Here is a 24,016-nt window from a genome sequence, read left to right on the forward strand (position 1 = left end):
CATGAAGATTTACGATAAGAAACTGGCCTATCCGTACTTTGTATGGATGGTGCTGTTCACGGTGGTGCCCTTGTTCATCGTGGTGTATTACGCCCTCACCGACTCCGCCGGCAGCTTTACGCTGGACAATCTGGTGACTGTCAGCGGCTATGGCTCGGTGTTCGCCCGCAGCCTGCTGCTGGCCATCATCTCCACCGTCGTCTGCCTCATCATCGCGTTTCCGGTGGGCTATTTCCTCTCCCGGCTGCGCGTCAACAAGCAGCACATCATGCTGATGCTGGTGATGCTGCCCATGTGGATGAACTTCCTGCTCCGCACCTACGCATGGATGGGTCTGCTGAGCCTCAACGGCCCCGTGAACGCTGTTCTGGGCGTCTTCGGCCTCGGACCCTACAACATGCTGAATACCTCCGGCGCTGTGGTGCTGGGCATGGTGTACAACTATGTGCCGTATATGATCCTGCCCCTCTACACCAGCATGACCAAAATCGACCAGAGCATCGTGGAGGCGGCGCAGGACCTGGGCGCTTCCACCACCAAGACGCTGTTCCGGGTGCTCATCCCCATGAGCATCCCCGGCATCAGCACCGGCATCACGATGGTGTTCGTCCCGGCGGTGTCCACCTTCGTCATCAGCCGTATGCTGGGAGGCGGTTCCAACCTGCTCATCGGCGATTTGATCGAGATGCAGTTCCTCGGCAACAGCTACAACCTCAATGTCGGCTCTGCCATGAGCCTCGTGCTGATGGTCATTGTGCTGCTCTGCATGAGCTTTACGTCCAGCTTCGACGAGGATGAGATGGAGGGTGTGTCCTGATGAAAACGAAACATCTGCGTCTGATGCAGCGCGCCTACGTCATCCTGTTCTTCTGCTTCATGTACCTGCCCATCGCGTACATGGTCGTGTTCAGCTTCAACCAGAGCAAGGGCTACGCCCTCTTTACCGGCTTTACCTTTAAGTGGTACGCCAGCCTGCTCCACAATGAGTCCATCCTGCACGCGCTGTGGGTGTCGCTGTATCTGGCACTGTTCTCGGCGGTCATCGCCACCGTGCTGGGGACTGCGGCGTCTCTGGGCATCGCCTCCATGGGGCGCAAGAGCCGCCTGCTGGTGACGAATATCACCTATATCACCACGGTCAACCCCGAGATCATCACCGGTATCTCCCTGATGATGCTCTTTGTGGCATACCAGCGCTTTGCGTCTGAGCTGGACTTCCTGCCCGACAACATCATGGGCTTCCCCACGCTGCTCATCGCCCATATCGCGTTCAACGTGCCGTATGTCATCTTCAATGTCACGCCCAAGCTCAAGCAGCTGGACATCAAGCTGTTTGAGGCGGCGCTGGACCTCGGCTGTGACCCCCGGCAGGCATTTTTCAAGGTCATCCTGCCCGAGATCAGCCCGGCCATCCTGTCGGGCTTCCTCATCAGCCTGACCTACTCCATCGACGACTTCATGATCTCCTACTTCAACTGCGGTACGGTGGAGACGCTGCCCATCGCCATCTACTCCATGACCCGCAAGAAGGTCAGCCCGGAGATCTACGCGCTGTCCACCATCATGTTCGTGGTCATTCTGAGCATCATCCTCATCTCCAACGCCATGGAGAGCTGCGGCTACCGCCGCGACCAGCGCGCACTGAGAGGGGGAGATGTCAAATGAAGCGTTTCGTCATTCTTCTGCTGACGGCTGTGCTGGCGCTGACCATGCCGCTGTCGGCTCTGGCCGCGGGACAAATCGAGGTCACGGAGGACATTTCCGTCTCGGATGACTACGACTGGACCCGCTTCAAGGGCCAGAACGTCACCCTGAACGTCTACAACTGGGGCGAGTATATCTCCAACGGTTCCGACGACAGCGTGGACGTGGTGGCGGCCTTTGAAAAGCTGACCGGCATCAAGGTCAACTATACCACCTTCGATTCCAACGAGTCCCTCTACGCCAAGCTCAAGTCCGGCGCGGCCAACTACGATGTCATCATCCCGTCGGACTACATGGTCGCCAAGATGATAAGCGAAGGGATGCTGATGCCGCTGGACTACAGCAACATCCCGAACTTCCAGAACATCGACGAGGAGTACCGCAACGGGGACTATGACCCCGAGAATGCCTACACCGTGCCTTACACCCTCTGCACCACTGGCATCATCTACAATACAAAGATGGTAGACGAGGCCCCCACCAGCTGGGCAGACCTGTGGGACGAGAAGTATGCAGGCAACATCCTGATGTTCAACAACAGCCGCGACGCCTACGCCATCGGTGCGTTCAAGAGCGGCAGCAGCGTCAACCCCCAGACCACGGAGGAAGTGGATGCTGTGGTGGACGAGCTGAAAGCCCAGAAGCCTCTGGTGCAGGCCTATGTCATGGACGAGATCTTCGATAAGATGATCGGCAGCGAGGCGGCCGTCGGCGTCTACTACTCCGGCGACGCCATCACCATGATCGACGACAACCCCGACCTGGCCTGGGTGTTCCCTGAGGAGGGAACGGTGCTGTCGGTGGACAGCATGGCCATCCCCGCCACCAGTGAGCACGAGGAAGCTGCAGAGATGTTCATCAACTTCATGTGTGAGCCGGACGTCGGCAAGGCCAATATCGAGTATATCGGCTACACCACCCCCATGCACTGTGTATGGGAGATTCTGGATGAAGACCTCAAGTACAGCGAGATCGCGTACCCCTCCGAGGACATTGCGGCCAAAGAAGAGGTGTTCACTGCCCTGAGCGATGAGGTCAACAGCGAGCTGGACGTGAAGTGGAGCGAGATGAAGAGCTACGACGAGGGCGGCAGCGGGTATCTGTTCCTGATGCTGCTGGCGGCGATGCTGGCTCTGGCCTGCTTCAATATCTGGCGCAAGGTGCGCAGGAAAACGCGCAATATGTATTGAACCTGAGGGGGCTGTGCGGAGGCGTACAGCCCCTTTTTATAAGGAAAGGGAAAGAATATGAGTGAATACAGAAGCTATACAGAGCAGATGACCGTGCTGGACGGCGACAGCGACTTCCGCCGCTGCCTGAAGCCCAGCGCCCTGTTCCGGTATGTGGAACAGGTGTCGGCGGACCACGCCCGGGCTTACGGCATGGACCACGCCTTTTTCAGGGAGCGCCGCAGCGCATTCCTCGTGGGCAAGCAGGCCCTCAGGGTCTGGCGGATGCCGGGCCGTGCGGAGAAGATCAACCTGACCACGGCCTGCGAGGCGTTCAAGAAAGGCACGATGAAGCGGCTGACCACCATCACCAGCGAAACGGGGGAGAAGCTGGCCCTCGTGGACTGCCGCTGGATGATCGTGGACACTGAGGCAGGGCGCATCCTGCGCACCCCCGGCTGGACGATGCCGGACTTCCAGAACGACGACCTGCCCGAAGAACTGCCCCAGATCGTCCACAAGAGCCAGCCGCTGACGGCGGCAGGGGAGCGCCGCGCCAGCTACTCCATGTGTGATCTCAACGGCCATATCAACAACTCCCTCTATCTGGACATCGCCTGCGACGCTCTGCCGCAGGAGGTCGTGGAGGCTGCGCCGCTGTCCTTCGCTTCCATCAAGTACCACCGTGAAGTGCCGATGGGCCAGACCGTGCAGGTGTTCTATGCCCCCTCAGGAAACGGCTGGTATCTGCTGGGCCGGAGGGAGGAGCACGCAGCTTTTGAGTGTTATCTGGAATTCGGAAGCGCTGTCACAGAATCTTTACAAAAATAATTACAAAGAAATTACAAAAAGCTATTGCAAAAGTCCTTCAAAAGAGTTACAATATGGTTACAGAAAGGGCAAGACCCTTCTGGATCATGAAATCTTTTTCTTCTTGTTTTTTTGGAATATCGGGTGTCCGCCATCCTCCTCCGGCTGTTCTCCTTCACAGCTGTCGGCCGACACCGCACAGGCGATATTCCGCTTCGTGTGCAAAAGAGCCCGTCTGGTTTCGGACGGGCTTTTTTGCGTCCAAAAATCTGGAGAAATCGACCCACAGCGAGGGAAAGTATGACCTTAGGTCAATTTGCCTGTTTTTCTGCAAAGGACATTTATAAAGTTTGGCGGGGCAGGGGTTTGTATTCCGCGTGGGTTTGTGGTAAAGTATATACAATCAATTCCTAAGTCGAAAACATGAAATTGTTTTGATGTTGTTTGATATGATCCGCTGCGGATGCGTTAAGAGAAAAGGAGTTTGAATATGGCTTATTTTTACGAAGAACCCTCCCGTACCTTTGGCGAGTACCTGCTGGTGCCGGGCTACTCTTCTGCTGAGAATGTCCCCACGGCTGTCAGCCTCAAGACCCCGCTGGTCAAGTACCGCAAGGGCGAGGAGAGCTGCCCGCTGGAAATGAATATCCCCATGATCAGCGCCATCATGCAGTCTGTCTCCGGCGATAAGCTGGCCATCGCGCTGGCCCGTCAGGGCGGCGTCTCCTTCATCTACGGCTCCCAGAGCATCGAGAACGAGGCCGCTATGGTCCGCCGCGTCAAGAGCTTCAAGGCCGGTTACGTCGTTTCCGACTCCAACCTGGCCCCCACTGCCACCCTGCACGATGTGCTGGAGCTGAAAGCCCGCACCGGCCACTCCACCATCGCCATCACTGCTGACGGCACTCCCAACGGCAAGCTGCTGGGCATCGTGGCCTCCCGCGATTACCGCGTCAACCACACCCCTGATGACGCTCCTGTTACCACCTTCATGACCCCCATCGAGAAGCTGGTCACTGCCCCGGAGAACACCTCCCTGCACGACTGCAACAACATCATCTGGGACAACAAGATCAACACCCTGCCTCTGGTGGATGCCGAGGGCAACCTGAAGTATATCGTCTTCCGCAAGGACTACGATTCCCACAAGAAGAATGCCAACGAGCTGCTGGACAAGAACAAGAGCTATGTCGTCGGTGCCGGCATCAACACCCGCGACTACGCCCAGCGCGTGCCTGCTCTGGTGGAGGCCGGTGTGGATGTCCTCTGCATCGACTCCTCTGAGGGATACTCCGAGTGGCAGAGCCGCACCATCGGCTGGATCCGCGAGCACTACGGCGACACCGTGAAGGTGGGCGCCGGTAATGTCGTGGATGCCGAGGGCTTCCGCTTCCTCGCAAAGGCAGGCGCTGACTTCGTGAAGATCGGCATCGGCGGCGGCTCCATCTGCATCACCCGTGAGACCAAGGGCATTGGCCGCGGTCAGGCTACTGCCGTCATCGAGGTCGCCAAGGCCCGTGACGAGTACTTCAAGGAGACCGGCATCTATGTGCCGATCTGCTCCGACGGCGGCATTGTTCACGATTATCACATCACCCTTGCACTGGCTATGGGCGCTGACTTTGTGATGCTGGGCCGCTACTTCGCCCGCTTCGACGAGAGCCCCACGAACAAGGTCCGCATCAATGGCCAGTATATGAAGGAGTATTGGGGCGAAGGCTCCAACCGCGCCCGCAACTGGCAGCGCTACGACCTCGGCGGCTCCACCAAGCTGAGCTTTGAGGAGGGCGTGGACAGCTATGTTCCTTACGCCGGTCCGCTGGCCGACGGCGTCCAGACCACCCTGTACAAGGTCAAGAGCACCATGTGCAACTGCGGCGCACTCTCCATCCCCGAACTGCAGCAGAAGGCCAAGCTGACCGTCGTTTCCTCCACCTCCATCGTGGAGGGCGGCAGCCACGACGTCGTGCTGAAGAATGCCACCCCCAGCATCATGAACGGCTGAATCTGAAATATCAAAACACCCGCAGCACGGAAAGGCGCTGCGGGTGTTTTTGCATATCCGGGACGGCATCGATGCCCGTGATTTATCCGAGGACAGAAGAGCACTGCCGGAGGTGCTGGTAAAGATTCCGCAAAAAACATTTTTCTTTCGTCGTCATTTTTTGCCAAAACCTCTTGCGTCTGCCCGACAAAGATGCTATAGTGGTACAAACGTCCTGTCATGACAGGGTAAAACGCGCGGCAGCGCAGAGTTTGTTTGGCTGCACCCGCCGCAGGGGTGCGCGGAAAAAAGAGAGGAAACTTTTCATGAGCGAGATCAAAGTTGTGCCGTATATCCCGGATGAGGACTACGACAATCCGGCAATGGTCGTTGATTTTTACGAATTCACTATGGCCAACTGCCTGTTTCTGAACGGCTTTAAGAATACGACCCTTGTGTTTGATATGTTCTTCCGCAAGAACCCGGATAACCAGGGCTACTCCATCAGCGCCGGCCAGCGCAAGCTGACCCGTTTCCTGCTGAACTACCACTTCAATGATCAGGATGTCCACTGGCTGCGCACCAAGGGCATGAGTGAGGAGTTCTGCGAGTATCTGCGCACGTACCGCTGGAAGGGCGATATGTACGCTCTGCCCGAAGGCACGGTCTGCTACCCCCATGTGCAGATGGTGCGCATCGAGTGCGACCTCGTGGGCGCTATCCTCATCGAGACCTACCTGCTCCAGACCATGAACTTCCACAGCCTCATCGCCACCAAGGCCACCCGCATCACCGGCCTCAACACTCACACCCCCCGCAGCGTCATGGAGTTCGGCACCCGCCGCGCACAGGGCGAGAGCGCAGGCAACGACGGCGCTTATGCTGCCGTTCTGGGCGGTTGCATCGGCACGGCCAACTGTCTGGCCGAGATGAAGTACGGCTCTGAGGTCAAGGCTGTGGGTACTGTGGCCCACAGCTTCATCGAGTTCTTCCCGACCGAGTTCGATGCCTTCAAGGCCTTCGCCGATACCTACCCGGATTCCGTCAGCCTGCTGCTGGATACCTACAACATCATGGAGAGCGGTCTGCCCAACCTCATCAAGCTGGACGACTACCTCATTGAGAAATATCCTGATGACCCCAACCGCCGCGTCAAGAGCGCCCGCATCGACTCCGGCGACCTGGCCCGCGGCTCCAAGCGCCTGCGCAAGGCACTGGATGCAGCAGGGAAGTCCTACATCAAGCTGGTGGCCTCCAACGGTCTGGACGAGAAGAAGATTGCCAACATGGAGCTGTACGAGCACGCACACTTCGACTCCTACGGCGTGGGCGAGAACCTCATCACCTCGGCCTCGGACCCCGTGTTTGGCGGCGTGTACAAGCTGGTGGCGGTCAAGCGCCCCGACGGCAGCTATCAGCCCAAGATGAAGTGCTCCGACTCCGCCAGCAAGGCCATCATCCCCGGCAAGAAGATGCCGTGGCGTCTCTACGATGAGAACGGCCAGGCGCAGTGCGACCTCATCGCCATGGACGGCGAGGTCATCGAGGCAGGCAAGCCGGTCACGATGGTCAACCTCGACTCTGATGCCATCGAGCGCACCGTCACCATCGTTCCCACTCGCGTCAAGCAGCTGCTGGTGCCGCATATCCTGAACGGTGAGCTGGCCATCGAGCTGCCCTCCATTGCGGAGAAAAAGGCCTATATCGCCAAGCAGCTCACCGAGGAGACCTGGGAGAGCGAGCTGCGCATCGAGATGCCCCACAAGCACTACGTCAATATGACCCCTGCTGTGGCTGAGTGCCGCTCCAAGATGTACGCAGAGCTGCACGGCGGCAAAGTGTAAACTTGACAAAACAGCATTTCTATTGTATTATATGAGCTGCCGCTCGCAGGATCGTGAGCGGCAGCTCATTCAGAAGCCACTGTGGTGAAATTGGCAGACACGAGGGACTTAAAATCCCTTTCTGGAGACAGAGTGCGGGTTCAAGCCCCGCCGGTGGCACCAAACCATGAAAATCCGAACCTTTTCTCGATAGGAGAAGGGTTCGGATTTTTTGTTTTCTTCGGAAACGAGAACAACGGCTCTTCCCTGACGGCTGTGTGCCCAAAACCTTATCAGAAAGACCGTATCACGAAGGTCACAACTGTAAGAGTGCCGTAAGGCAGGAAGGACACGATTATGAAGTACGATGCAAGAGCCTGTTCGTTCAACATGGATACCGGCTGTGTGGAGCTGCTGCTCCGGGATGGCAGAAAAGTTTCTATCGACTGCACCGGGGTCGAAGATGCACTGGATGTTACCATGGCACAGCGGACTGAATTGGACTATCTCATCTACAATGACCCGCTGGCGTATGCCGAACTGATCTTGAACGGTGAGCCGGACGAGTATCTGAGGAATGTAACAGGTAGTCACGGATTAGAGGATTGAACGCAAAAACAGGGTGCGCCCTGCCGGACGCACCCTGCAAAAATCCACACACGATAAGTAAGGCAGGGAGTTCCCCAGTGGGAACTTCCTGTTTTTCTTTGGTTGCAATATGAGCCTGCTCCGCCTGCCATGCGGCAAACTCCCGTTGACCTTCCTCGCTGTTCCAGCAGGCAAGGATCGCCGGGTAAAATGCCCGTGCCAGACGTTCGATGGCTTCATCGGGGTAAGGGGAAATATTTGTGGACTTTTTCTTTTTGTTCAAACGCACACTCCTTTGGACTTCTGTTGACAGCATACAATGTGCCTGTTGTTATGCTGTCTGCTCATCCTCTGCGAGCGCAGATTCCAGAGAAGCAAGGTACTCCTTGTGCTTGTGGATGATTTCGAGAATGACTTCTCGCTGTGCTGTGTCTGGCATAGTTCTCAGAAGATAGTCAAACTCTGTGCGGAAACGTGTTGTAACGTGTTCCAGTGCGACATAATCATGCCGCACTTCTTCCGGGTAAGCATCGCTGTCATAGACCGATTCGATTTTCTGAAACGGCATTACAGGTGCCTTTCCCGGTTCCCGGATGATGCCATCGGCATCCGGTTTCGGTTCAACTTTCAGTTCCGGGTGCAGGATTTCCTGCAAGGTCTGTGCGCGGGCATCATAGTTGGCTCGTGCAAGGCGGTGCATATCAGACTTGCTGACTTTTACCTGTTTGTTCAGAATCTTCTCCCGCATACCGGGAATCAGGGATTCAGCAATTTCAACACCTTTCATGTACTTCGATGCGCGAAGTACAGTTGCCTTGCTTACACCATTTTCCTCTGCGATTCGTTCGCAGGTTTTCATGGCTTCACCGGAGTTATCAGTTTGAGAACTCCGGTGAAATCGGCCATTTTCATCATGCGATTCTTTGCGGGCTTCGCCATGAGAGGATTTTTCCGCTTCATATTGCTTCCCGATGAGGAACAGCTTCTGCTCCGGGGTGAGGTTACGCCGCCCCAACTGATTCTTGCAGATCCATGCGAGGACTTCTTCTCTGCTTTCAAATCGGAGCGGCATGGTGGAAAAGCAAATCTCCGGGTGCTTCTGGAGGATGGCATAACGGTTGTGTCCGTCAACAAGGGTGTTGTTCCAAACGATCAAAGGAGAGAGAAGCTTGCCTTCCTTGAGGATATTTTCTTCAAGCTGCTTGTACTCATCGTCCGTCAGCGGAGGGATCTGATTCTGGAACTCCGGGTCGATTTTCAGATTGATCATACGCACACTCCTTCTCTCTCATGATGTTGCGTCTGCTTTTCCTCCCGGAAGAACAGGGCAACATTCTGTTTTGCATCTTTCAGCTTGAGCAGTTCAGACTTGGCTTCCCTGTACTGCTCATAGAACTGGGCCTTTTCAGAAGCAAGAGCGCAGTATTCCGCTTCCAGCTTGTTCGGACTGGACAGGCTGGTGATGTTGTTTGCCTTGAGATAGGCTGCTGCCGCCCGGTATGCTGTCAGCTCTGCACGATGCTGTTCTTCAAAGACTGCTGGGTGTTTGACAGTTTTCAGCTTCTGTGCAAGCGGTCGGTACTGCTTGTAGTCAGCAGCGTGGCTGCGCAGCTTCTGATTGTCTGCCATGCGGGTTTCGAGGTCTTTCACTACGGCCAGCGATTCATGGAACTTGGTGTCAAGCTCTGCGATTCTCTGGTTGAGTGCGTCCTCATCGGTCAAGCCCTTTTCTTCTAAAAGAATCAAGGTCTGTGCCATGGCTTTGAGGTTGTGCTTCTTCGCCCAACGCTCATAGCCGATGCCCTTGCCCTGCTTCAGCTTCGCCTGAATGTCCACCAGCTTCTTGATTCGGTCGGGTTCTTCCTCAAGATTGCTGTGGAGGATAATGGGCTGGCTCTTGGCATTTTCTTTCAAGGTGGCAAGCACGAGTTCTTTCTCAAACTTGTCACCGAGGCTGTGTGCCCGGATAAACTTCTTTCTTCCGGCTGGCAGGTAGCTGAGCCGCCCACGGCTTTCCTTGACCGTGATGCCGTACCGCTGCAAGAGCCTGTCCGAGAAATCTTCAAAGCTCACTGCATTGTCCAGCACATCCGAGATCTGTTTCCGCAAAGTCTCCTTTGCGGTTTCAAACTCCGTTTGTGTGGGCTGCTGTCCGGCGGCAAGCAGGGCTGCGTTTTCACGGTCGAGTTTCATCTGACCGCGCCGTTTCATCCAGTACTCGCGCTCACTCACACGCTTTTTCGAGCTGAGCAGGTCGATCTGGTACAGCTTGGCATCCTGACACATTTCCATGACCGCGACACGCAAGTGCCGCATGGTCTGGGCTGTGCTGGAATGCTTCATGCCCTCACGCCAGTCACGGGGCTTCTGCATATAGGGCTTGCGCTCCACTTCTTGTGTCCGGACGCTACCGATCACGATGTGGACATGGATATTTCCCGAATGGTTGTGTCCGTCCGGGTGGGTGCAGACGATAGCAGGATGGCCGGGAAAGTTCTCTTTACAGAAGTTCAGGCCGAGGGCCTGTGCCTTTTCCATCGTCAGTCCATTTTCGACTGCATCCCGTGGGTCGAAGCTGATGATATACTGGTGGCTCTTGATATCATCCGGGTTGTTGTTCTTGTCGTACTTCCGATTTGCCAGCAGACAGGCCGTTGCAAACGAGGCTTCGCCGCATTCAAGGGTATCCAGAATGTACGATTCCCGCAGCTTGGGTCTGCCCTGTTCGTCCAGAATCTTCTTGCCGGAAAATTCATCGTGCTGGTAAACCAGATAGGTTTCGGCAGCGGAGTAGTCCGAGTTTTTAGAGGCGATATGCTTCAGCGTTGCCATACAGTTCACCCAGAACTTTCTCGGCGTTGAGCCGGAAGGTGGTCAGGTCTGCAAGTTCGTCCAGAAGTTTCGCCCGGAGCTGTTCGGTGTCGGCTCCGCCGGAGTTGAAGTGTCGTGCGAGTTGGTTCAGGTTGCCGCCCACCCTGCTGCACTGGGCAAGCAGAGTAGAAACGGCAGCGAGGGTTTCTTCTCCGCCGCCGGCAACGACAACGGTGCGCTCAATCTTCGCATTGTGCAGCGCACGGCGGATGAGGGTGGACAGGGAGAGATGAAGGAGTTTTGCTGTGCATTGGAGTTCCATCTTTTCAGTTTCCGTCACACGGAACTTGATGATGTGCGTTTTGTTGTTCGGCGTGTCGTGGCGGTGGGTTGTGCTGGGATTCGCTTTGACATTCGTTTTGTTCATTGAACCTCCTGTCGTCTTGCTGGCTCCTCGGTGGAGCTATGTAAGCACGACACGCCGTTCTTTCGCACCGAAAGGTGCGAATATGAGCAGGGTTTGGGGCAGGCACGCCCCAACAAGATCACATCAAAACTCGCAAGAGTTGCAGATGTGAAGTCCCGGTGGAGCACAAGATTTTCAAGAATTGAAAATTTGTGGCCACGGGACGGTTCTTGCTCTCCACCGCTGCGCTCAAAACGCATTTCCGAAAGTTGTTTCCGAATTGTTAAGACGCAGAAATAAGTAGAAAGTTCCACTGCTCGTGTATGCGAATCGCCGTTTGACCCGAACGAAGTTCCTGCCCTTGTTTTGCAGCGGCGTTGGCCGGAAAGCCGGTATCACGTTCGGACGGCTCATGAAATTTTCAAGGTACGGCTTCCCGGAAAAGAAAAATACCGCCCACGCAGTACAGGCGAAGGATTTTGTCGGGTGAAACAGACGGCAAAATGATCGGGTGTGTTGCGGGGCGGTAAATCTTCGCAGGAAATAAAACCGCACAGAATCGTTTCTTTACAGAAATCTCTGTGGATTTGTTGGGAATGATAACATAAGTACGAATGCGTGTCAACACTTCAGGATAATGAATACATCAGATGAACGAAACACACAAAGCACAAGCGAAAGCAAGGCTGCGTTTTAGAAGAATGTTTTAATTTTCGCAGTTCAGGCGGACTTGGACGGTAAACACACCGTCCTTCTTCTTTGTGTAGAAGTCGCCATGGTTCTCTTGAACGATACGATTTATGTTCTTTAGTCCGTAACCGTGATACTCTCCGATGCGGATGCTGCGAGAAGTATCACTGTATGGGTTTTCCAGCCGATAGAAGAGGCTTCGATACTGTTTGCGCAGCTGTAAATGAATGGTTCGCTGCTCCGCTGGCAGACTGCAACAGGCTTCAATGGCATTGTCGAATGTATTTCCGATGATGATGCTCAAAGACAGTGATGAAATCGTCAAAACTTCAGGAATCGTCACATCCAGTTTGACCTTGATGTTATTCTTCTCTGCGATTCGCAGGTAATAATTCAAAAGAGCATCCACAACAGGGTTTCCGACAGCAGAAACATTTGTGGAACGCTCAAAAATATCCGTGGCAGCTTGTGCAATCTTGTGAAGTTCTTCGGTATCGCCGTGTTCTGCAACTGCCTGCATCGCCAGAATGTATTTCTTCACATCATGCCGTAGAGAACGGACTTCTTCCTGACGTTCTTTGAGCTGCTGGTAGTATTCCATTTGAAGATTGTACTGCTGCTCGTTGAACTTGACTTTGAATTTTTCTAGCTCATTTTCCCGGAGAGCTTCCACATAGAACACAATCAGGATGTTTATAAGGAGAAGCACCGCCATAAGACCGACCATATAATCCGGGAAATACTCATCCGCAGCATGATACTGTGCCACATAACAGACAGCAATACTTGCGATTTGAATCGCAATGATCGGCAGCAGCCATAGGATGCGCAGAGCATTTCCTTTTCGGCTAAAAAAATGTGAGATCAGGACTACGAGTGGAATTTGAATCAGGTTTGAAAAAACAACATAGACCAACCGTGCTGCCCCAGCCTGCATCAGAATGTCGGTATCCGGGATGCGCAGCCCAATCAAAAGCATTGCAAACACTTCAACCAAAGCAGCCAGTGTAAAGAAGGCTCCGCTTGCGAAAACTGCCTGCCATGGGCGCACCTCATAGAACAGCAATGCAAGGAGAAATCCGCCAACTAAAAGATAGATCGTGCGCTGCGTTACCCAATCCGGGAATAAGCTCAAATCACATTGCCCCGCGACAAAAAGTACAACATATAGATAGAACCATCTTGAAACAGGTTCTTTTTTAGAAAACAGCCGACCGATAAAAAGCAGCAACAGGGCAATGTTGGCAAAGCTCCCTGCAAACTCAACGAAATAATATAGCATCATCTTCCCAAATAAGCGTTGAAGTTCTGATTGAACTCCTGACGCTTCCTCCTGCTGATCGGCAGCTGATGTCCGCTGGAAAGAAAAACAGCGGTTCCCGTAGCGTAAACAATGTGTTCCATGTTGACGAGATAACTTTTGTGTGGTGACACAAAGCACCGTTTTGGAAGCTGCTCCAAGGCTTCAGGAATGCTCATTCGCAATGTAAGGTCTTGCTCCTTGCAGTGAATCAGAACTTTATGTCCGTGGCTTTCCAGAAAGTAAATGTCCGATGTTTCCAAGGATATGGTAACACCATCGTATTCGATTGTAAAATGTTTGGAGTTCAGTTCCTGAAGGACAGCATCCATTGCCGCAGCGAACAGAGTCTGATCCAAAGGTTTGACAAGGTAGCGGAATGCAATGCCATATCCCTGCACAGCGTACTCATGCCGCTTCGTGACAAATACCACCAAAGGATGCTTCTCCATTTGGATCAAAGACTGCGCCAACTGAAAACCGTTGGATGGCATCTCGATATCGAGCAGAAGCAGATCAAAGGATTTCTTCTGCATCTGCAATTCGCTCAGAAGTTCATTCCCGTCCATGTAAGTCTCAATGTCAAAGCAGCCTTGCACATCGTACTGCTGGACGCTTTGAACAATGCCATCAAGGTCTGATTTCTCATCATCGCAGACTGCAACGTGGTACTTCAGCATTTTGACAACCTCCACAAAATAATGTCCTGCTACCATTATAGGCTGTGTAAAGGCTCCTTACAAGTAGCCTGACCTACCACTTTTGTCACCAGAACGACCAGTTTTGCCAAACCTCTTGATTTTGCTGAAATTTATGATACAGTGAAGCAAAAATCAGAAGATAAGGTGGCGCAACTGCAATGTGGGAACGCACGCTGTCTCAGAAATTAGTCCGTCTTTTCTGCGAGCAAAAAGTGATAGATGAAGCAAAAACGGATGCGTATGTTTATGGGTACGAGTTGCTTATATCATCTATCGTGAGCATTCTGCTTGTTATTCTCATCGCTGCTGTGTGTGGTGATGTGCGATACTCGCTTTCATTTTTAATTGGTTTTATCCCACAGCGAATCTACATTGGTGGATACCATGCAACATCGCACACCAAATGCTATTTGGCATTCTCCGGACTGGAACTTATCTGCATTTTGTTAAGTAAGACAATTGTGGCAAATCACCTTTTTCGTATCCTGACAACAGCAGCTCTTTTGGGCATCTCTATCATTCTCTCTCCTATCGAAGCAAAGAATAAGCCTTTGAGCGAAAAGAAGCGATCAAGTTACAAGATGGTCGCATCTGTTCTTTCGTCAATAGATTTCCTGCTTGCCATTTTTAATGTGCTTCCGTATACACGTCATGTAGTTTGCTACTATCTCTCCAAATGGGTATTGATTGTATTCTCAACAATTCCTTTGGTTCAACAAAAATTTAATGCCAACTTTTGTAGATAGGGAGGTGATAACATGAAAAAAAACAAATGGGTGCTGCTTCTTATCGCTTTTGTTGCATTTTTGGTATTGGTTTATTTTATTGGTGCTTGCCTTAATGCAACGGCAGAGGCATTGACAATTATTTCTCTCTGCATCGGCATACTGGTCATTTATTTAGTCGTAAAAGCAATCAAATCAAAATAAGGAAAGGAAAATGTGATCATGGAACATGGAGAGTTCTTTATACAAAGGCCAATGGATTGGGCTTTTATATGAGTGGAACTACCGTCGGTATTGGCCCGGATTTAATAAAAAATGTTTCAGGAACGGATTACTACACGAGCTATTCCGATAACATCGAACGAAGCTGCCCATTTTCAACGACAGCACTAGTTCCAGAACAAAGTATATATAATACAACCTATACATATGACTTCTATGATGTTGGAACTTATCTTGATTGCAGCGTTGGGTGTTATTTTGGAGTGGTTGGCTCAAGCAAACCAATCTATTGGAGTGCAACTACACAAGTCACTATCCCGAAATTATGATTCTGACCAGCTATGGATGAAATTGTTTTTGAACCCAGTGATGTCAATATGTTAGCAGCTTTAGGCATCGTCGAAAGTGTAAAGTTGTTTCCGTTTATGTTATCAATGGGAGAACTTCAATATGCTTGCGATTCAGAATATCGTTGCAAACAATTCGTGAATTGCCTTTCAGAATATTATCCTGACAGCCAAATTGAAGCTAGACAACTGTGGTCGAAATATCATGGTACAGCGAATGCGGTTCAATGTGATATGATAAATCATAAGCCACTGCGTGTTTGGGTCAGGAGTTCTGCCGATTGTTGGTGCGGCATTTATTATATTTGTTACTATGCAGCAAAGTATGGTACAAATAGAATTTTGCTTGCATCCAGAGAAGGTCTGAAAGAATTTATGGAAGGGAAAACCGATAAGATCTCACAAAAGTATTTGACGGAAGAAACTATTACCGAGTATGCCAAAAGATGGGGAAAGTTATTAAACGAAAACACCTCCATGCGTATTTGGCATGCGAACGATGTTAAAAGCGTTAACATAGATTATTTCGACCAGAGAATTATTAGTTTAGTATCGAGAATTCCTATTTCGGTTGGTGAACTTACCGCAGACGCATTAAAAGCGATTTCTGCGCCGGTAAGTGACTGGTATGTCATGAAACGCATAGAAGCACTTTTGAAAAAGGGTGTTCTTCAAGTCGTTATTCCAAACAAAATCTTTTATAATACCATCGTCCAGCTAAACGAAGAATAAAGGAATCCGAGCAAGTCGGCCCAACAGTCACCTCATTTCAACGAGAGGGGTGGCTGTTGGGTCAATTGTTCAAAAAGAAAAACTGAAGATAATAAAAAGTCTTGATTTCTCCATCAAAACATGGTATATACATTATACGAAACAATGCTTTGAAAGAACGTTTCACCGTTCAATGATGTGGAATGAGAGGTGTCCGCCATGACCGCCGTGATTTACGCCCGCTATTCCAGTGATAACCAGCGCGAAGAATCCATTGAGGGTCAGATTCGTGAATGTACGGCGTATGCCGAGAAAAATGGCATCACTATCGTCAAGCACTACATTGACCGTGCCATCTCTGCTAAGACGGACAACCGCCCGCAGTTTCAGCAGATGATCAAGGACAGCGACAAGAAGCTGTTTGATATTGTACTGGTCTGGAAACTTGACCGTTTTGCCCGGAATCGCTACGATAGTGCCCGGTATAAAACCCAGCTGAAGAAGAACGGTGTCAAGCTCATGTCAGCTACGGAGATCATCTCCGAGGGGCCAGAGGGTATCATTCTGGAATCGGTTCTGGAGGGCTATGCAGAATACTACTCTGCCGACCTTGCCGAAAAGGTTGTCCGTGGACAGACAGAGAACATCCTGAAAGGCCGCTGCAACGGTGGTCGTGGAACGTTTGGATATACGCTGGATTCCGAGCGGAAATTTCACATCGACCCGCTTGCCTCCCCTTTCGTGCTGGAATCGTTCACGAAGTATCGGGATGGCCTTACGATGAAAGAGATTCGGGACTGGTTGAATGAAAACGGCATCAAGAACCCGGTCGGAGGCGAATTTACTTACAACAGCGTGGAGCACATGCTCAAAAACCGGCGTTATATCGGAGAACTGAAATTCCGGGATGTGGTCGTGCCGGATGCGATTCCGCCCATCGTGCCGCTGGAACTGTTCGATGATGTGCAGGAAAAGATTGCCAAAAACAAGAAAGCCCCTGCCCGGAGAAAGGCAGAGGACGATTACCTGCTGACAACCAAGCTGCACTGTGGCTGCTGCGGTGCGCTGATGTTTGGCGAAAGCGGTACGAGCCGGACGGAAGAAGTCCACCGCTACTATAAATGTGCCACTGCCAAAAAGAAGAAGGGCTGCAAGAAGAAAACCGTCCGCAAACAGTGGCTGGAAGATCTGGTGGTCAACCAGACCATGCAGCTTGTCCGGGACGATGCCGCCATGGAATCCATCATCGCCAAAGTCATGGAACTGCAAGACCGGGAGAACACCAACCTTCCCCTCTATGAGAAGCAGCTCAGGGATGCGGAATCAGGTATCCAGAATATGCTCAACGCGATTCAGGCCGGAATCCTCACCAGTTCCACCAAGGAACGGCTGGAGCAGCTCGAAGAAACCAAGCGTGAGCTTGAAGCCCGCATTGCAGAAGAAAAGCTGGCAAAGCCCAAGATCAAAGAGGAATTTATCCGTTTCTGGTTGATGAGGTTCCGTAAGCTGGACATGAGCCTGAAAGACCAGCGGCAGGCGTTGGTGGATACGTTCATCAATTCGATTTATCTGTACGATGATAAGGTTTTGATAACCTTTAACTATAAAGAAGGTACACAGACCATCACGTTTGAGGAAGCGGCTCAAGCCGCATCAAAAGAAAATGGTTCGGATTTGGATTGCTTTACTGCATGGAAAAGCCCCGGTAAGTGCAGAAATGCATTTACCGGGGCTTTTTTGCGTATTATTATAACAATTCAACTTTTTAATGCAGCAGCAACAGCGTTGGATTGCATATCGCAGATATGCTGTTATCAGGCTGCGTTATTTTCTTGACTTGCGATAAAACGGGAAGAAAACGATACCGTCAACCGGTATCCACTCCATCCGAGGGGGTATTATATTACTCTTCGTTGAATGCTTCTTCCTGCGCATGGAACCGCTCGAGGAAGCTGTGCTCCACACCCTCGGACTTGTAGCCGGGCATGGTATCCAGCGCCACTGCGTGGATGCTGCGGAAGATGCTGTTTTCAATGTTGGGGTTATCCCGCTTGAGGCGGCGGAGCAGAATTTTCGTCTCCTGCCGCTTGGAGCCACCGCCGCCGTTGTCGCACATGGTGCAGTTCTCGGTAAAGCGGCAGGCGCACTGGATGAATTCCAGCTCATTGTAGCGCTTCCACGCCAGAATATCTTCCTCGCGGATGCAGTACATCGGGCGGATGAGGGTCATGCCTGGGAAGCTGGTGCTGTGGAGCATGGGCGGCATGGCCTGCAGCTGGGAGCCGTAGAACATACTCATAACGGTCGTCTCGATGACGTCGTTGAAGTGGTGGCCCAGTGCGATTTTATTGCAGCCCAGCTCCTTGGCCTTGCTGTAGAGGTGGCCGCGGCGCATCCGGGCGCAGAGATAGCAGGGGTTCTTGTCGGTGTTGTTGGCCACAGAGAAGATGTTGCTCTCGAAGATGGTCACAGGGATGTGGAGCAGCTCGGCGTTGGACTCGATCTTCTGGCGGTTTATCTCGTTGTAACCGGGGTCCATCACCAGAAAGACCAGCTCGAACGGCACATCGCTGTGGCGCTGAAGCTCCTGCATCAGCTTTGCCATCAGCATCGAGTCTTTGCCGCCCGAGATGCAGACGGCGATCTTGTCACCGGCCTTGATGAGCTCGTAGCGCTTCACCGCTACGATGAAGGGGGTCCACAGCTCCTTGCGGTATTTTTTGATGATGCTCCGCTCAATGAGCTGGTAAGGTTCCATTTCGCGTTTCATGGCTCTGTCCTTTCTTTTTCTCACAGCTGGGTCAGCCGGGTGCAGCAGGCGTCAAAGGCGCGGAGAAAGCCGTCCAGCTCCTCCTGCGTGGTCAGGTGGCTCAGACTGATGCGCCACGAGGAGAGGGCATTCTTCCGGTCGCGGCTGACGGCGAACACCGCCCGGGAGGGCAGGCCGTCCGACGAGCAGGCCGACTTGACCGAGACGCAGACGCCCTCCGCGTCCAGCTCCCGCTGGAACACGGTGCCTTTGACGTTCTCAACGCTCAGGTTCAGGATGTGGGGGATGGCACTCTCCGGGCTGTTGATGCGGACTTTTGGGTACTTGCTCAGAGCAGTGCGGAGATACAGGTTTGCCTCTTTCACCCGGGCAGAACGCTCCGGCAGCTCATTTACTGCAGAGTTCAGGGCCGTCTCGAGGGAGGCCGCCAGAGCTACTGTAGGGGTGCCGCTGCGGTAGATGGTGGTGCTTTCGCCGCCGTGGATGAGAGGCTCGAGAGCCAGCCGCCGCCGCTTGAGCAGCAGGCCGATGCCGTTCAGGCCGTAAAACTTGTGGGCCGTCAGGCTCATGGTGTCCACGCCCTCGAAGGAGACGGGGATCTTGCCCACGGCCTGGGTGGCATCTACGTGCAGGTGGCAGTTGGGCCATGCCTGCAAAATTTCCGAAATTTCTTTCACCGGCTGCACGACGCCCAGCTCACTGTCCACCAGCGTCACCGCCACAGCGATGGTATCGGGGCGGAGAAGCTCTTTCAGGTGCTCGAGGTCGATGGTGCCGTCCCGCCTGATGTCCACGAGGTCGATTTCATAGCCCTGCTCCTGCAGAGCGGTCAGGGTGCCGCTGACGGAGGAGTGTTCCAGCGGGGTGGAGATGATGTGCTTGCCCAGATGGCGGGAGAGTTTTGCCAGCCCCTTGAGAGCAAAGTTGTTGGCCTCGCTGGCTCCCGAGGTGTAGATGACCTCGGCGGGCTGTGCGCTCAGCAGCCCCGCGATGCTCTGGGTAGCGTGGTCAATGACCAGTTTTGCGTCCCGGCCTGCCTGATGGCGGGAGTTCGCGTTGCCGGGGCAGCTGCGCTCTACCTCACAAAAACGCCCCAGCACCCGGGAGTCTGCGGGGGTGTTGGCCGAATAATCCAGATATATCATAAGTGTCCTTCTATAATAAGTGGTACAACTGCTGTCGTTTCGGATGCCGCCGGCCCAGTGACCAACTGCGGCAATAGGTTATATTATAGTGCGGAATGCGGCATATTTCAAGGCCGTACGGCCTCCGCCGACAGAAAATCGCCGCAAAATACAGGAAAAAGGTTGTCAGCGTCCTTCTTTTATGCTATACTATGCCGAAGAATGAAAGGAAAGGGGAGAGCGAGATGCTGAAAAAGAAATCGTCTTTTGCACGCATCGGCTGTATTTTCCGTTTCCGATTTGGTCCCGATTTTTGAGGCATTGCCGCTTTCCCGCGGTAGTGCCTCTTTTTTTGGGCCGCAGATAGAAGGAGGAAATAATGAGTCAGAATATTGATTACTCCAAGGGCATTTACGACGCCCGCCAGCTGGGTGCCGGACGGATGCTGATCCTGGGTGTCCAGCACATGTTCGCCATGTTCGGTGCCACCGTGCTGGTCCCCCTGCTCACCGGTCTGAGCGTTTCGACCACCCTGCTCTGCGCAGGTCTGGGTACGCTGCTGTTCCACTTCATCACCAAGGGCAAGGTCCCGGCCTTCCTCGGCTCGTCCTTTGCCTATCTGGGCGGCTTCTCCATCGTGGCCCCCATGCTGGCTGACGCCGACGGCAATCTGACCATCGCCAACACCCAGATGCTGCCCTACGCCTGCGCAGGCGTGGCCTTCTCGGGTCTGGTCTATCTGGCCGTCAGCCTGCTCATCTCCACCTTCGGCATCCGGCGCATCATGCGCTTCTTCCCGCCGGTGGTCACAGGCCCCATCATCATCGCCATCGGCCTCATCCTCGCCCCCTCGGCCATCAACAACTGTCAGGCAAACTGGCTGCTGGCCTTTGTGGCTCTGGGTACGGTCATCGTCTGCAACATCTGGGGCAAGGGCATGGTCAAGATCCTGCCCATCCTGATCGGTGTTCTCGTCTCCTACACAGTGGCCCTTGTGACCGGTGCCGTGGACTTTGAGCGCATTGCCTCCGCCGCATGGTTCGGCATCCCTCTCCACAAGGAAGCCATGGGCCTCTTTGCCATCGACGGCAGCCCCGAGTTCATCAGCGCCCTGTTCACCATCATCCCCATCGCTCTGGCTACCATGATGGAGCATGTCGGTGACATCGCCGCCATCAGCGCCACCGTCGGCCACAACTATATCAACGACCCCGGCCTGAACCGCACCCTGATGGGCGACGGCCTCGCCACCACTCTGGCCGGCCTGCTGGGCGGCCCGGCCAACACCACCTACGGTGAGAACACCGGCGTCCTCGCTCTGAGCAAAATTTACGACCCCCTCGTCATCCGCATCGCCGCTGTGCTGGCCATCATCCTGAGCTTCAGCCCCAAGTTTGAGGCCGTCATCAACACCATCCCCACCGGCATCATCGGCGGTATCAGCTTCGTGCTCTACGGCATGATCTCCGCCATCGGTGTCCGCAACGTGGTCGAGAACCGGGTGGACTTCACCAACAGCCGCAACCTCATCATCGCCGCTGTCATTCTGGTGTCTGCTCTGGGCTTCAACTCGGTGGGCGGCCTGACCTTCGCGGTCGCCGGTGTGTCCATCAACCTGTCCGGTCTGGCCATCGCTGCTATCGTGGGCATCCTGCTCAACGCCATCCTCCCCGGCAACGATTACGAGTTCGACTCTGCCGATGGTGCCGACGCTCCTTCCAGCGGCAATCTGCAGGTCTGACCTCGACAGGGAAGCCCCTTCTTCGGCAGAAGTGACAGCTTTTTGAAATGTTCTTTGGACAATGTGCGAGACTTCAAAATAAATGAGAATAATTCTTAAAATAAGCCTTGACTAACTAGGAATTATTCGCTATAATAGAGTCACAAACAAGGTCTGCTGTACCAGAGCAGACCCCTAAAAAAAGAACAAACCAAATGGAGGATAAATCTTATGAAGAAGTACGTTTGCACCGTCTGTGGCTACATCGCTGAAGGCACCATCCCCGAGCAGTGCCCCGTCTGCAAGGCTCCCGCTTCCGCATTCGTCGAGAAGACCGGCAACACCTACGTCACCGAGCACGTTGTGGGCATCGGCAAGGCTGAGGGCGTTCCTCAGGAGATCGTCGATGGTCTGCGCGCCAACTTCGAGGGCGAGTGCAGCGAGGTCGGTATGTATCTGGCAATGGCTCGTGTGGCCGAGCGTGAGGGCTACCCCGAGATCGCTGAGGCTTACAAGCGCTATGCCTACGAGGAGGCAGACCATGCTTCCCGTTTCGCCGAGCTGCTGGGCGAGGTCGTCACCGACAGCACCAAGAAGAACCTGATGATGCGTGCAGAGGCCGAGTGCGGCGCCTGCGCCGGCAAGATGGACCTGGCCAAGAAGGCTAAGGCTCTGAACCTCGACGCTATCCACGACACCGTCCACGAGATGGCAAAGGATGAGGCCCGTCATGGCCGCGGCTTCGAGGGCCTGCTGAAGCGTTACTTCAACACGGAAGTCTGAGCAAGGGTACTCCAGTCATTGTAATACGCCGCCCCGGCAGCAGTTTGCAGCTGCTGCCGGGGCGGCTTTTTTGTGGTAAAGTATTTACAAAAGTCTTCGCAGTCGCTCCAGCTCTTCTGCGGTATCTGCATCTTCCAGCTCTTCCTGCCGTGCCGCATATACCGCCCGCACAGACTCCGGATGCCGGCGGATGACCACGCCGCCGCCCTTGCCCTCGGGCAGGGAACACAGGGCGCCGAAATAACTGCTTCCGAACAGAACGGGACTTCCCAGCCGCTCCGTGCCGTCCTCAGCACGAAAGCCCAGCCGGAGGATGGCCCGTTCTTTTTCGTCCAGCGCTGAGAAATCGCGCACCATCGCCTCAATGCTTTCTTTCCGCAAGAGCGGCTGATCCCCGGGCAGGAAGATGCATCCCGCAAGGCCGGGCAGCTCCGAAAGCAGCGCTTCAAGGCCGAGGCGCACCGTGTCGTTCCGGCCCGGCAGGCTGTGAAGGATGGTTTTCACGCCCGCCTTACAAGCGAGTTCAGCCACTTCCGGTGAGCGGGTCACCACCACCCGGGCCGCGAGGGCGGGCGTCTCTGCTGCGTCCAGCGCCCGGACGATGAGGGGCGCGCCGCCGAAGTCGGCCAGCAGCTTATTGGAGCCGAACCGCACCGCCCGCCCCGACGCCATGATGACGCAGCCCACCGCCGTGTTTTCTGTGTACTCCATCCCGCAGACCTCCCGAAATTTCCGTTGTTGTTTGTTGCCGAATTGATGCTTTCTGACGGTAGTATTATAGCGGATTTTGTGATAAAATAAAAGAAAAAGGTCACAGGAAAAAGAGAGGATACTGCATATGATGACCATTCGGGAATACAAGCGGGCTGAAAGCCTCGAGGAGGCTTGGCAGCTCAACCAGAAGCGCCCCAACCGTGTCCTCGGCGGCATGATATGGCTCAAGATGGAGAATATCAATGTCGGCACGGCCATCGACCTGTCGGGCCTCGGCCTCGACACCATCGAGGAGACGGACGAGGGCTTTTCCATCGGAGCGATGGTGACACTGCGCCAGCTCGAGCTGCACCCCGGCCTCGCCGCCTATACGGACGGTGCCGTGCGGGAGTCGGTGCGCCACATCGTGGGTGTCCAGCTGCGCAACCTCGCCACCGTGGGCGGCAGCATTTACAGCCGCTTCGGTTTCTCCGACGTGCTCACCATGTTCCTCGCGCTGAACGCTTCCGTAGAGCTTTATAAGGGCGGCGTCGTGCCGCTTGCTGAGTACGCCCAGCGCCCCTACGACCGGGACATCCTCGTGCGTGTCCTCGTGCCGAAGGAGCACGCCCGCTTTGTCTACCAGTCGGTGCGCAACAGCCAGACGGACTTCCCGGTGCTGACCTGCGCCGCCGCAAAATTGGCGGACGGCAGCATCCGCGCCGCCATCGGTGCGCGTCCGGGCAAGGCTGTGCTCTACACCGCAGCGCCTGAGGCGGGGGAGACCGCCGAGGAATTTGCTGCCCGCTTTGCCGCCGAGGTAAAGGCCGACATCAAGACCGAAAGCAATCTTCGCGGCGGCGCCGAATACCGCCGCCATCTGGCCAGCGTGCTGACGAAACGCGCCGTCTGTCGTCTGGAAGGCTGAGGAGGAC

Annotated in this window: 22 protein-coding genes and 1 tRNA gene; 15 read left to right on the plus strand and 8 right to left on the minus strand. The window is 54.0% G+C overall.

All coding sequences use genetic code 11. The features are described from left to right. Window position 1 precedes the first annotated feature (1 nt). The 8 genes from F3G95_RS00165 (at window position 2) to F3G95_RS00200 (ending at window position 8,099) form a co-directional block, all read left to right on the plus strand. Window positions 2-817, plus strand: a complete 816-nt coding sequence (locus F3G95_RS00165) for an ABC transporter permease (protein WP_149793282.1) — start codon at window positions 2-4, stop codon at window positions 815-817. Then, entirely contained in the window at window positions 817-1,665 is an 849-nt protein-coding gene (locus F3G95_RS00170) for an ABC transporter permease (protein ID WP_149793283.1), read from the plus strand. The genes F3G95_RS00165 and F3G95_RS00170 overlap by 1 nt, the downstream gene beginning before the upstream one ends. Next, window positions 1,662-2,894 carry a spermidine/putrescine ABC transporter substrate-binding protein gene (locus F3G95_RS00175; protein WP_149793284.1) on the plus strand — a complete coding sequence of 411 codons (1,233 nt, stop codon included), beginning with the start codon at window positions 1,662-1,664 and terminating at the stop codon, window positions 2,892-2,894. Before F3G95_RS00170 ends, F3G95_RS00175 begins: the two co-directional genes overlap by 4 nt. 57 nt (window positions 2,895-2,951) lie before the next feature. Next, window positions 2,952-3,704 carry an acyl-ACP thioesterase domain-containing protein gene (locus F3G95_RS00180; RefSeq protein WP_149793285.1) on the plus strand — a complete coding sequence of 251 codons (753 nt, stop codon included), beginning with the start codon at window positions 2,952-2,954 and terminating at the stop codon, window positions 3,702-3,704. A 469-nt stretch (window positions 3,705-4,173) separates the two neighbouring features. Then, a complete protein-coding gene (locus F3G95_RS00185; protein WP_149793286.1) occupies window positions 4,174-5,688 on the plus strand; it encodes an IMP dehydrogenase in 1,515 nt (504 codons plus the stop codon). A 305-nt stretch (window positions 5,689-5,993) separates the two neighbouring features. Continuing rightward, complete coding sequence (locus tag F3G95_RS00190) at window positions 5,994-7,511, plus strand: nicotinate phosphoribosyltransferase (RefSeq protein ID WP_149793287.1); 1,518 nt, start codon at window positions 5,994-5,996, stop codon at window positions 7,509-7,511. Window positions 7,512-7,586: 75 nt separating this feature from the next. After that, window positions 7,587-7,673, plus strand: a tRNA-Leu gene (locus F3G95_RS00195). A gap of 174 nt (window positions 7,674-7,847) precedes the next feature. Further along, a complete protein-coding gene (locus F3G95_RS00200; RefSeq protein WP_097774000.1) occupies window positions 7,848-8,099 on the plus strand; it encodes a DUF6061 family protein in 252 nt (83 codons plus the stop codon). Window positions 8,100-8,409: 310 nt separating this feature from the next. Here the strand turns inward: F3G95_RS00200 and F3G95_RS00210 are convergent, their stop codons facing one another. From F3G95_RS00210 to F3G95_RS00235, 5 genes are all read right to left on the minus strand, one after another. Then, window positions 8,410-9,348, minus strand: coding sequence for a hypothetical protein (locus tag F3G95_RS00210; RefSeq protein WP_097774053.1), 939 nt, complete (start codon window positions 9,346-9,348; stop codon window positions 8,410-8,412). Beyond that, window positions 9,345-10,910, minus strand: coding sequence for a relaxase/mobilization nuclease domain-containing protein (locus tag F3G95_RS00215; protein WP_097779153.1), 1,566 nt, complete (start codon window positions 10,908-10,910; stop codon window positions 9,345-9,347). Before F3G95_RS00215 ends, F3G95_RS00210 begins: the two co-directional genes overlap by 4 nt. After that, window positions 10,882-11,316: a plasmid mobilization relaxosome protein MobC gene (locus tag F3G95_RS00220; RefSeq protein ID WP_097779154.1), complete on the minus strand. Its 435-nt coding sequence runs from the start codon at window positions 11,314-11,316 to the stop codon at window positions 10,882-10,884. The genes F3G95_RS00215 and F3G95_RS00220 overlap by 29 nt, the downstream gene beginning before the upstream one ends. 685 nt (window positions 11,317-12,001) lie before the next feature. After that, window positions 12,002-13,270 carry a GHKL domain-containing protein gene (locus F3G95_RS00230; protein WP_149793288.1) on the minus strand — a complete coding sequence of 423 codons (1,269 nt, stop codon included), beginning with the start codon at window positions 13,268-13,270 and terminating at the stop codon, window positions 12,002-12,004. After that, window positions 13,267-13,965, minus strand: coding sequence for a LytTR family DNA-binding domain-containing protein (locus tag F3G95_RS00235; RefSeq protein WP_097774010.1), 699 nt, complete (start codon window positions 13,963-13,965; stop codon window positions 13,267-13,269). Before F3G95_RS00235 ends, F3G95_RS00230 begins: the two co-directional genes overlap by 4 nt. A 179-nt stretch (window positions 13,966-14,144) precedes the next feature. On the opposite strand from F3G95_RS00235, the gene F3G95_RS00240 reads away from it, so the two are divergent. From F3G95_RS00240 to F3G95_RS00255, 4 genes are all read left to right on the plus strand, one after another. After that, window positions 14,145-14,732 (plus strand): accessory gene regulator B family protein, encoded by a 588-nt coding sequence (locus F3G95_RS00240; protein ID WP_097774011.1) that lies wholly within the window; start codon window positions 14,145-14,147, stop codon window positions 14,730-14,732. Between the two features lie 12 nt (window positions 14,733-14,744). Next, window positions 14,745-14,915, plus strand: a complete 171-nt coding sequence (locus F3G95_RS13710; RefSeq protein WP_005924488.1) for a hypothetical protein — start codon at window positions 14,745-14,747, stop codon at window positions 14,913-14,915. A gap of 359 nt (window positions 14,916-15,274) precedes the next feature. Next, window positions 15,275-16,012: a DUF3658 domain-containing protein gene (locus tag F3G95_RS13920; protein WP_223386544.1), complete on the plus strand. Its 738-nt coding sequence runs from the start codon at window positions 15,275-15,277 to the stop codon at window positions 16,010-16,012. A 198-nt stretch (window positions 16,013-16,210) separates the two neighbouring features. Continuing rightward, window positions 16,211-17,827, plus strand: coding sequence for a recombinase family protein (locus F3G95_RS00255; RefSeq protein WP_243130227.1), 1,617 nt, complete (start codon window positions 16,211-16,213; stop codon window positions 17,825-17,827). A gap of 67 nt (window positions 17,828-17,894) precedes the next feature. On the opposite strand, the gene F3G95_RS00260 is transcribed toward F3G95_RS00255, so the two are convergent. Both F3G95_RS00260 and F3G95_RS00265 read right to left on the minus strand, forming a co-directional pair. Further along, window positions 17,895-18,761 (minus strand): ATP-binding protein, encoded by an 867-nt coding sequence (locus tag F3G95_RS00260; RefSeq protein ID WP_149793289.1) that lies wholly within the window; start codon window positions 18,759-18,761, stop codon window positions 17,895-17,897. Window positions 18,762-18,781: 20 nt separating this feature from the next. Next, the gene (locus F3G95_RS00265) at window positions 18,782-19,906 is read right to left on the minus strand and encodes a cysteine desulfurase family protein (protein ID WP_149793290.1); all 1,125 of its coding nucleotides are present in this window, start codon (window positions 19,904-19,906) and stop codon (window positions 18,782-18,784) included. A 358-nt stretch (window positions 19,907-20,264) separates the two neighbouring features. Here F3G95_RS00265 and F3G95_RS00270 point away from each other — a divergent pair, with 358 nt between their 5' ends. Both F3G95_RS00270 and F3G95_RS00275 read left to right on the plus strand, forming a co-directional pair. After that, window positions 20,265-21,626, plus strand: a complete 1,362-nt coding sequence (locus tag F3G95_RS00270) for a uracil-xanthine permease family protein (RefSeq protein ID WP_149793291.1) — start codon at window positions 20,265-20,267, stop codon at window positions 21,624-21,626. Between the two features lie 210 nt (window positions 21,627-21,836). After that, window positions 21,837-22,388 carry an NADH peroxidase gene (locus F3G95_RS00275; protein WP_149793292.1) on the plus strand — a complete coding sequence of 184 codons (552 nt, stop codon included), beginning with the start codon at window positions 21,837-21,839 and terminating at the stop codon, window positions 22,386-22,388. Window positions 22,389-22,472: 84 nt separating this feature from the next. On the opposite strand, the gene F3G95_RS00280 is transcribed toward F3G95_RS00275, so the two are convergent. Further along, window positions 22,473-23,099: a nucleotidyltransferase family protein gene (locus F3G95_RS00280; protein ID WP_149793293.1), complete on the minus strand. Its 627-nt coding sequence runs from the start codon at window positions 23,097-23,099 to the stop codon at window positions 22,473-22,475. Window positions 23,100-23,226: 127 nt separating this feature from the next. On the opposite strand from F3G95_RS00280, the gene F3G95_RS00285 reads away from it, so the two are divergent. Beyond that, window positions 23,227-24,009: an FAD binding domain-containing protein gene (locus F3G95_RS00285; protein WP_149793294.1), complete on the plus strand. Its 783-nt coding sequence runs from the start codon at window positions 23,227-23,229 to the stop codon at window positions 24,007-24,009. The last annotated feature ends 7 nt before the right edge of the window (window positions 24,010-24,016 follow it).

Origin of the sequence: Faecalibacterium sp. Marseille-P9312 (assembly GCF_902497445.1) — a bacterium.
In the GTDB taxonomy this organism is placed as follows: Bacteria; Bacillota; Clostridia; order Oscillospirales; family Ruminococcaceae; genus Faecalibacterium; species Faecalibacterium longum.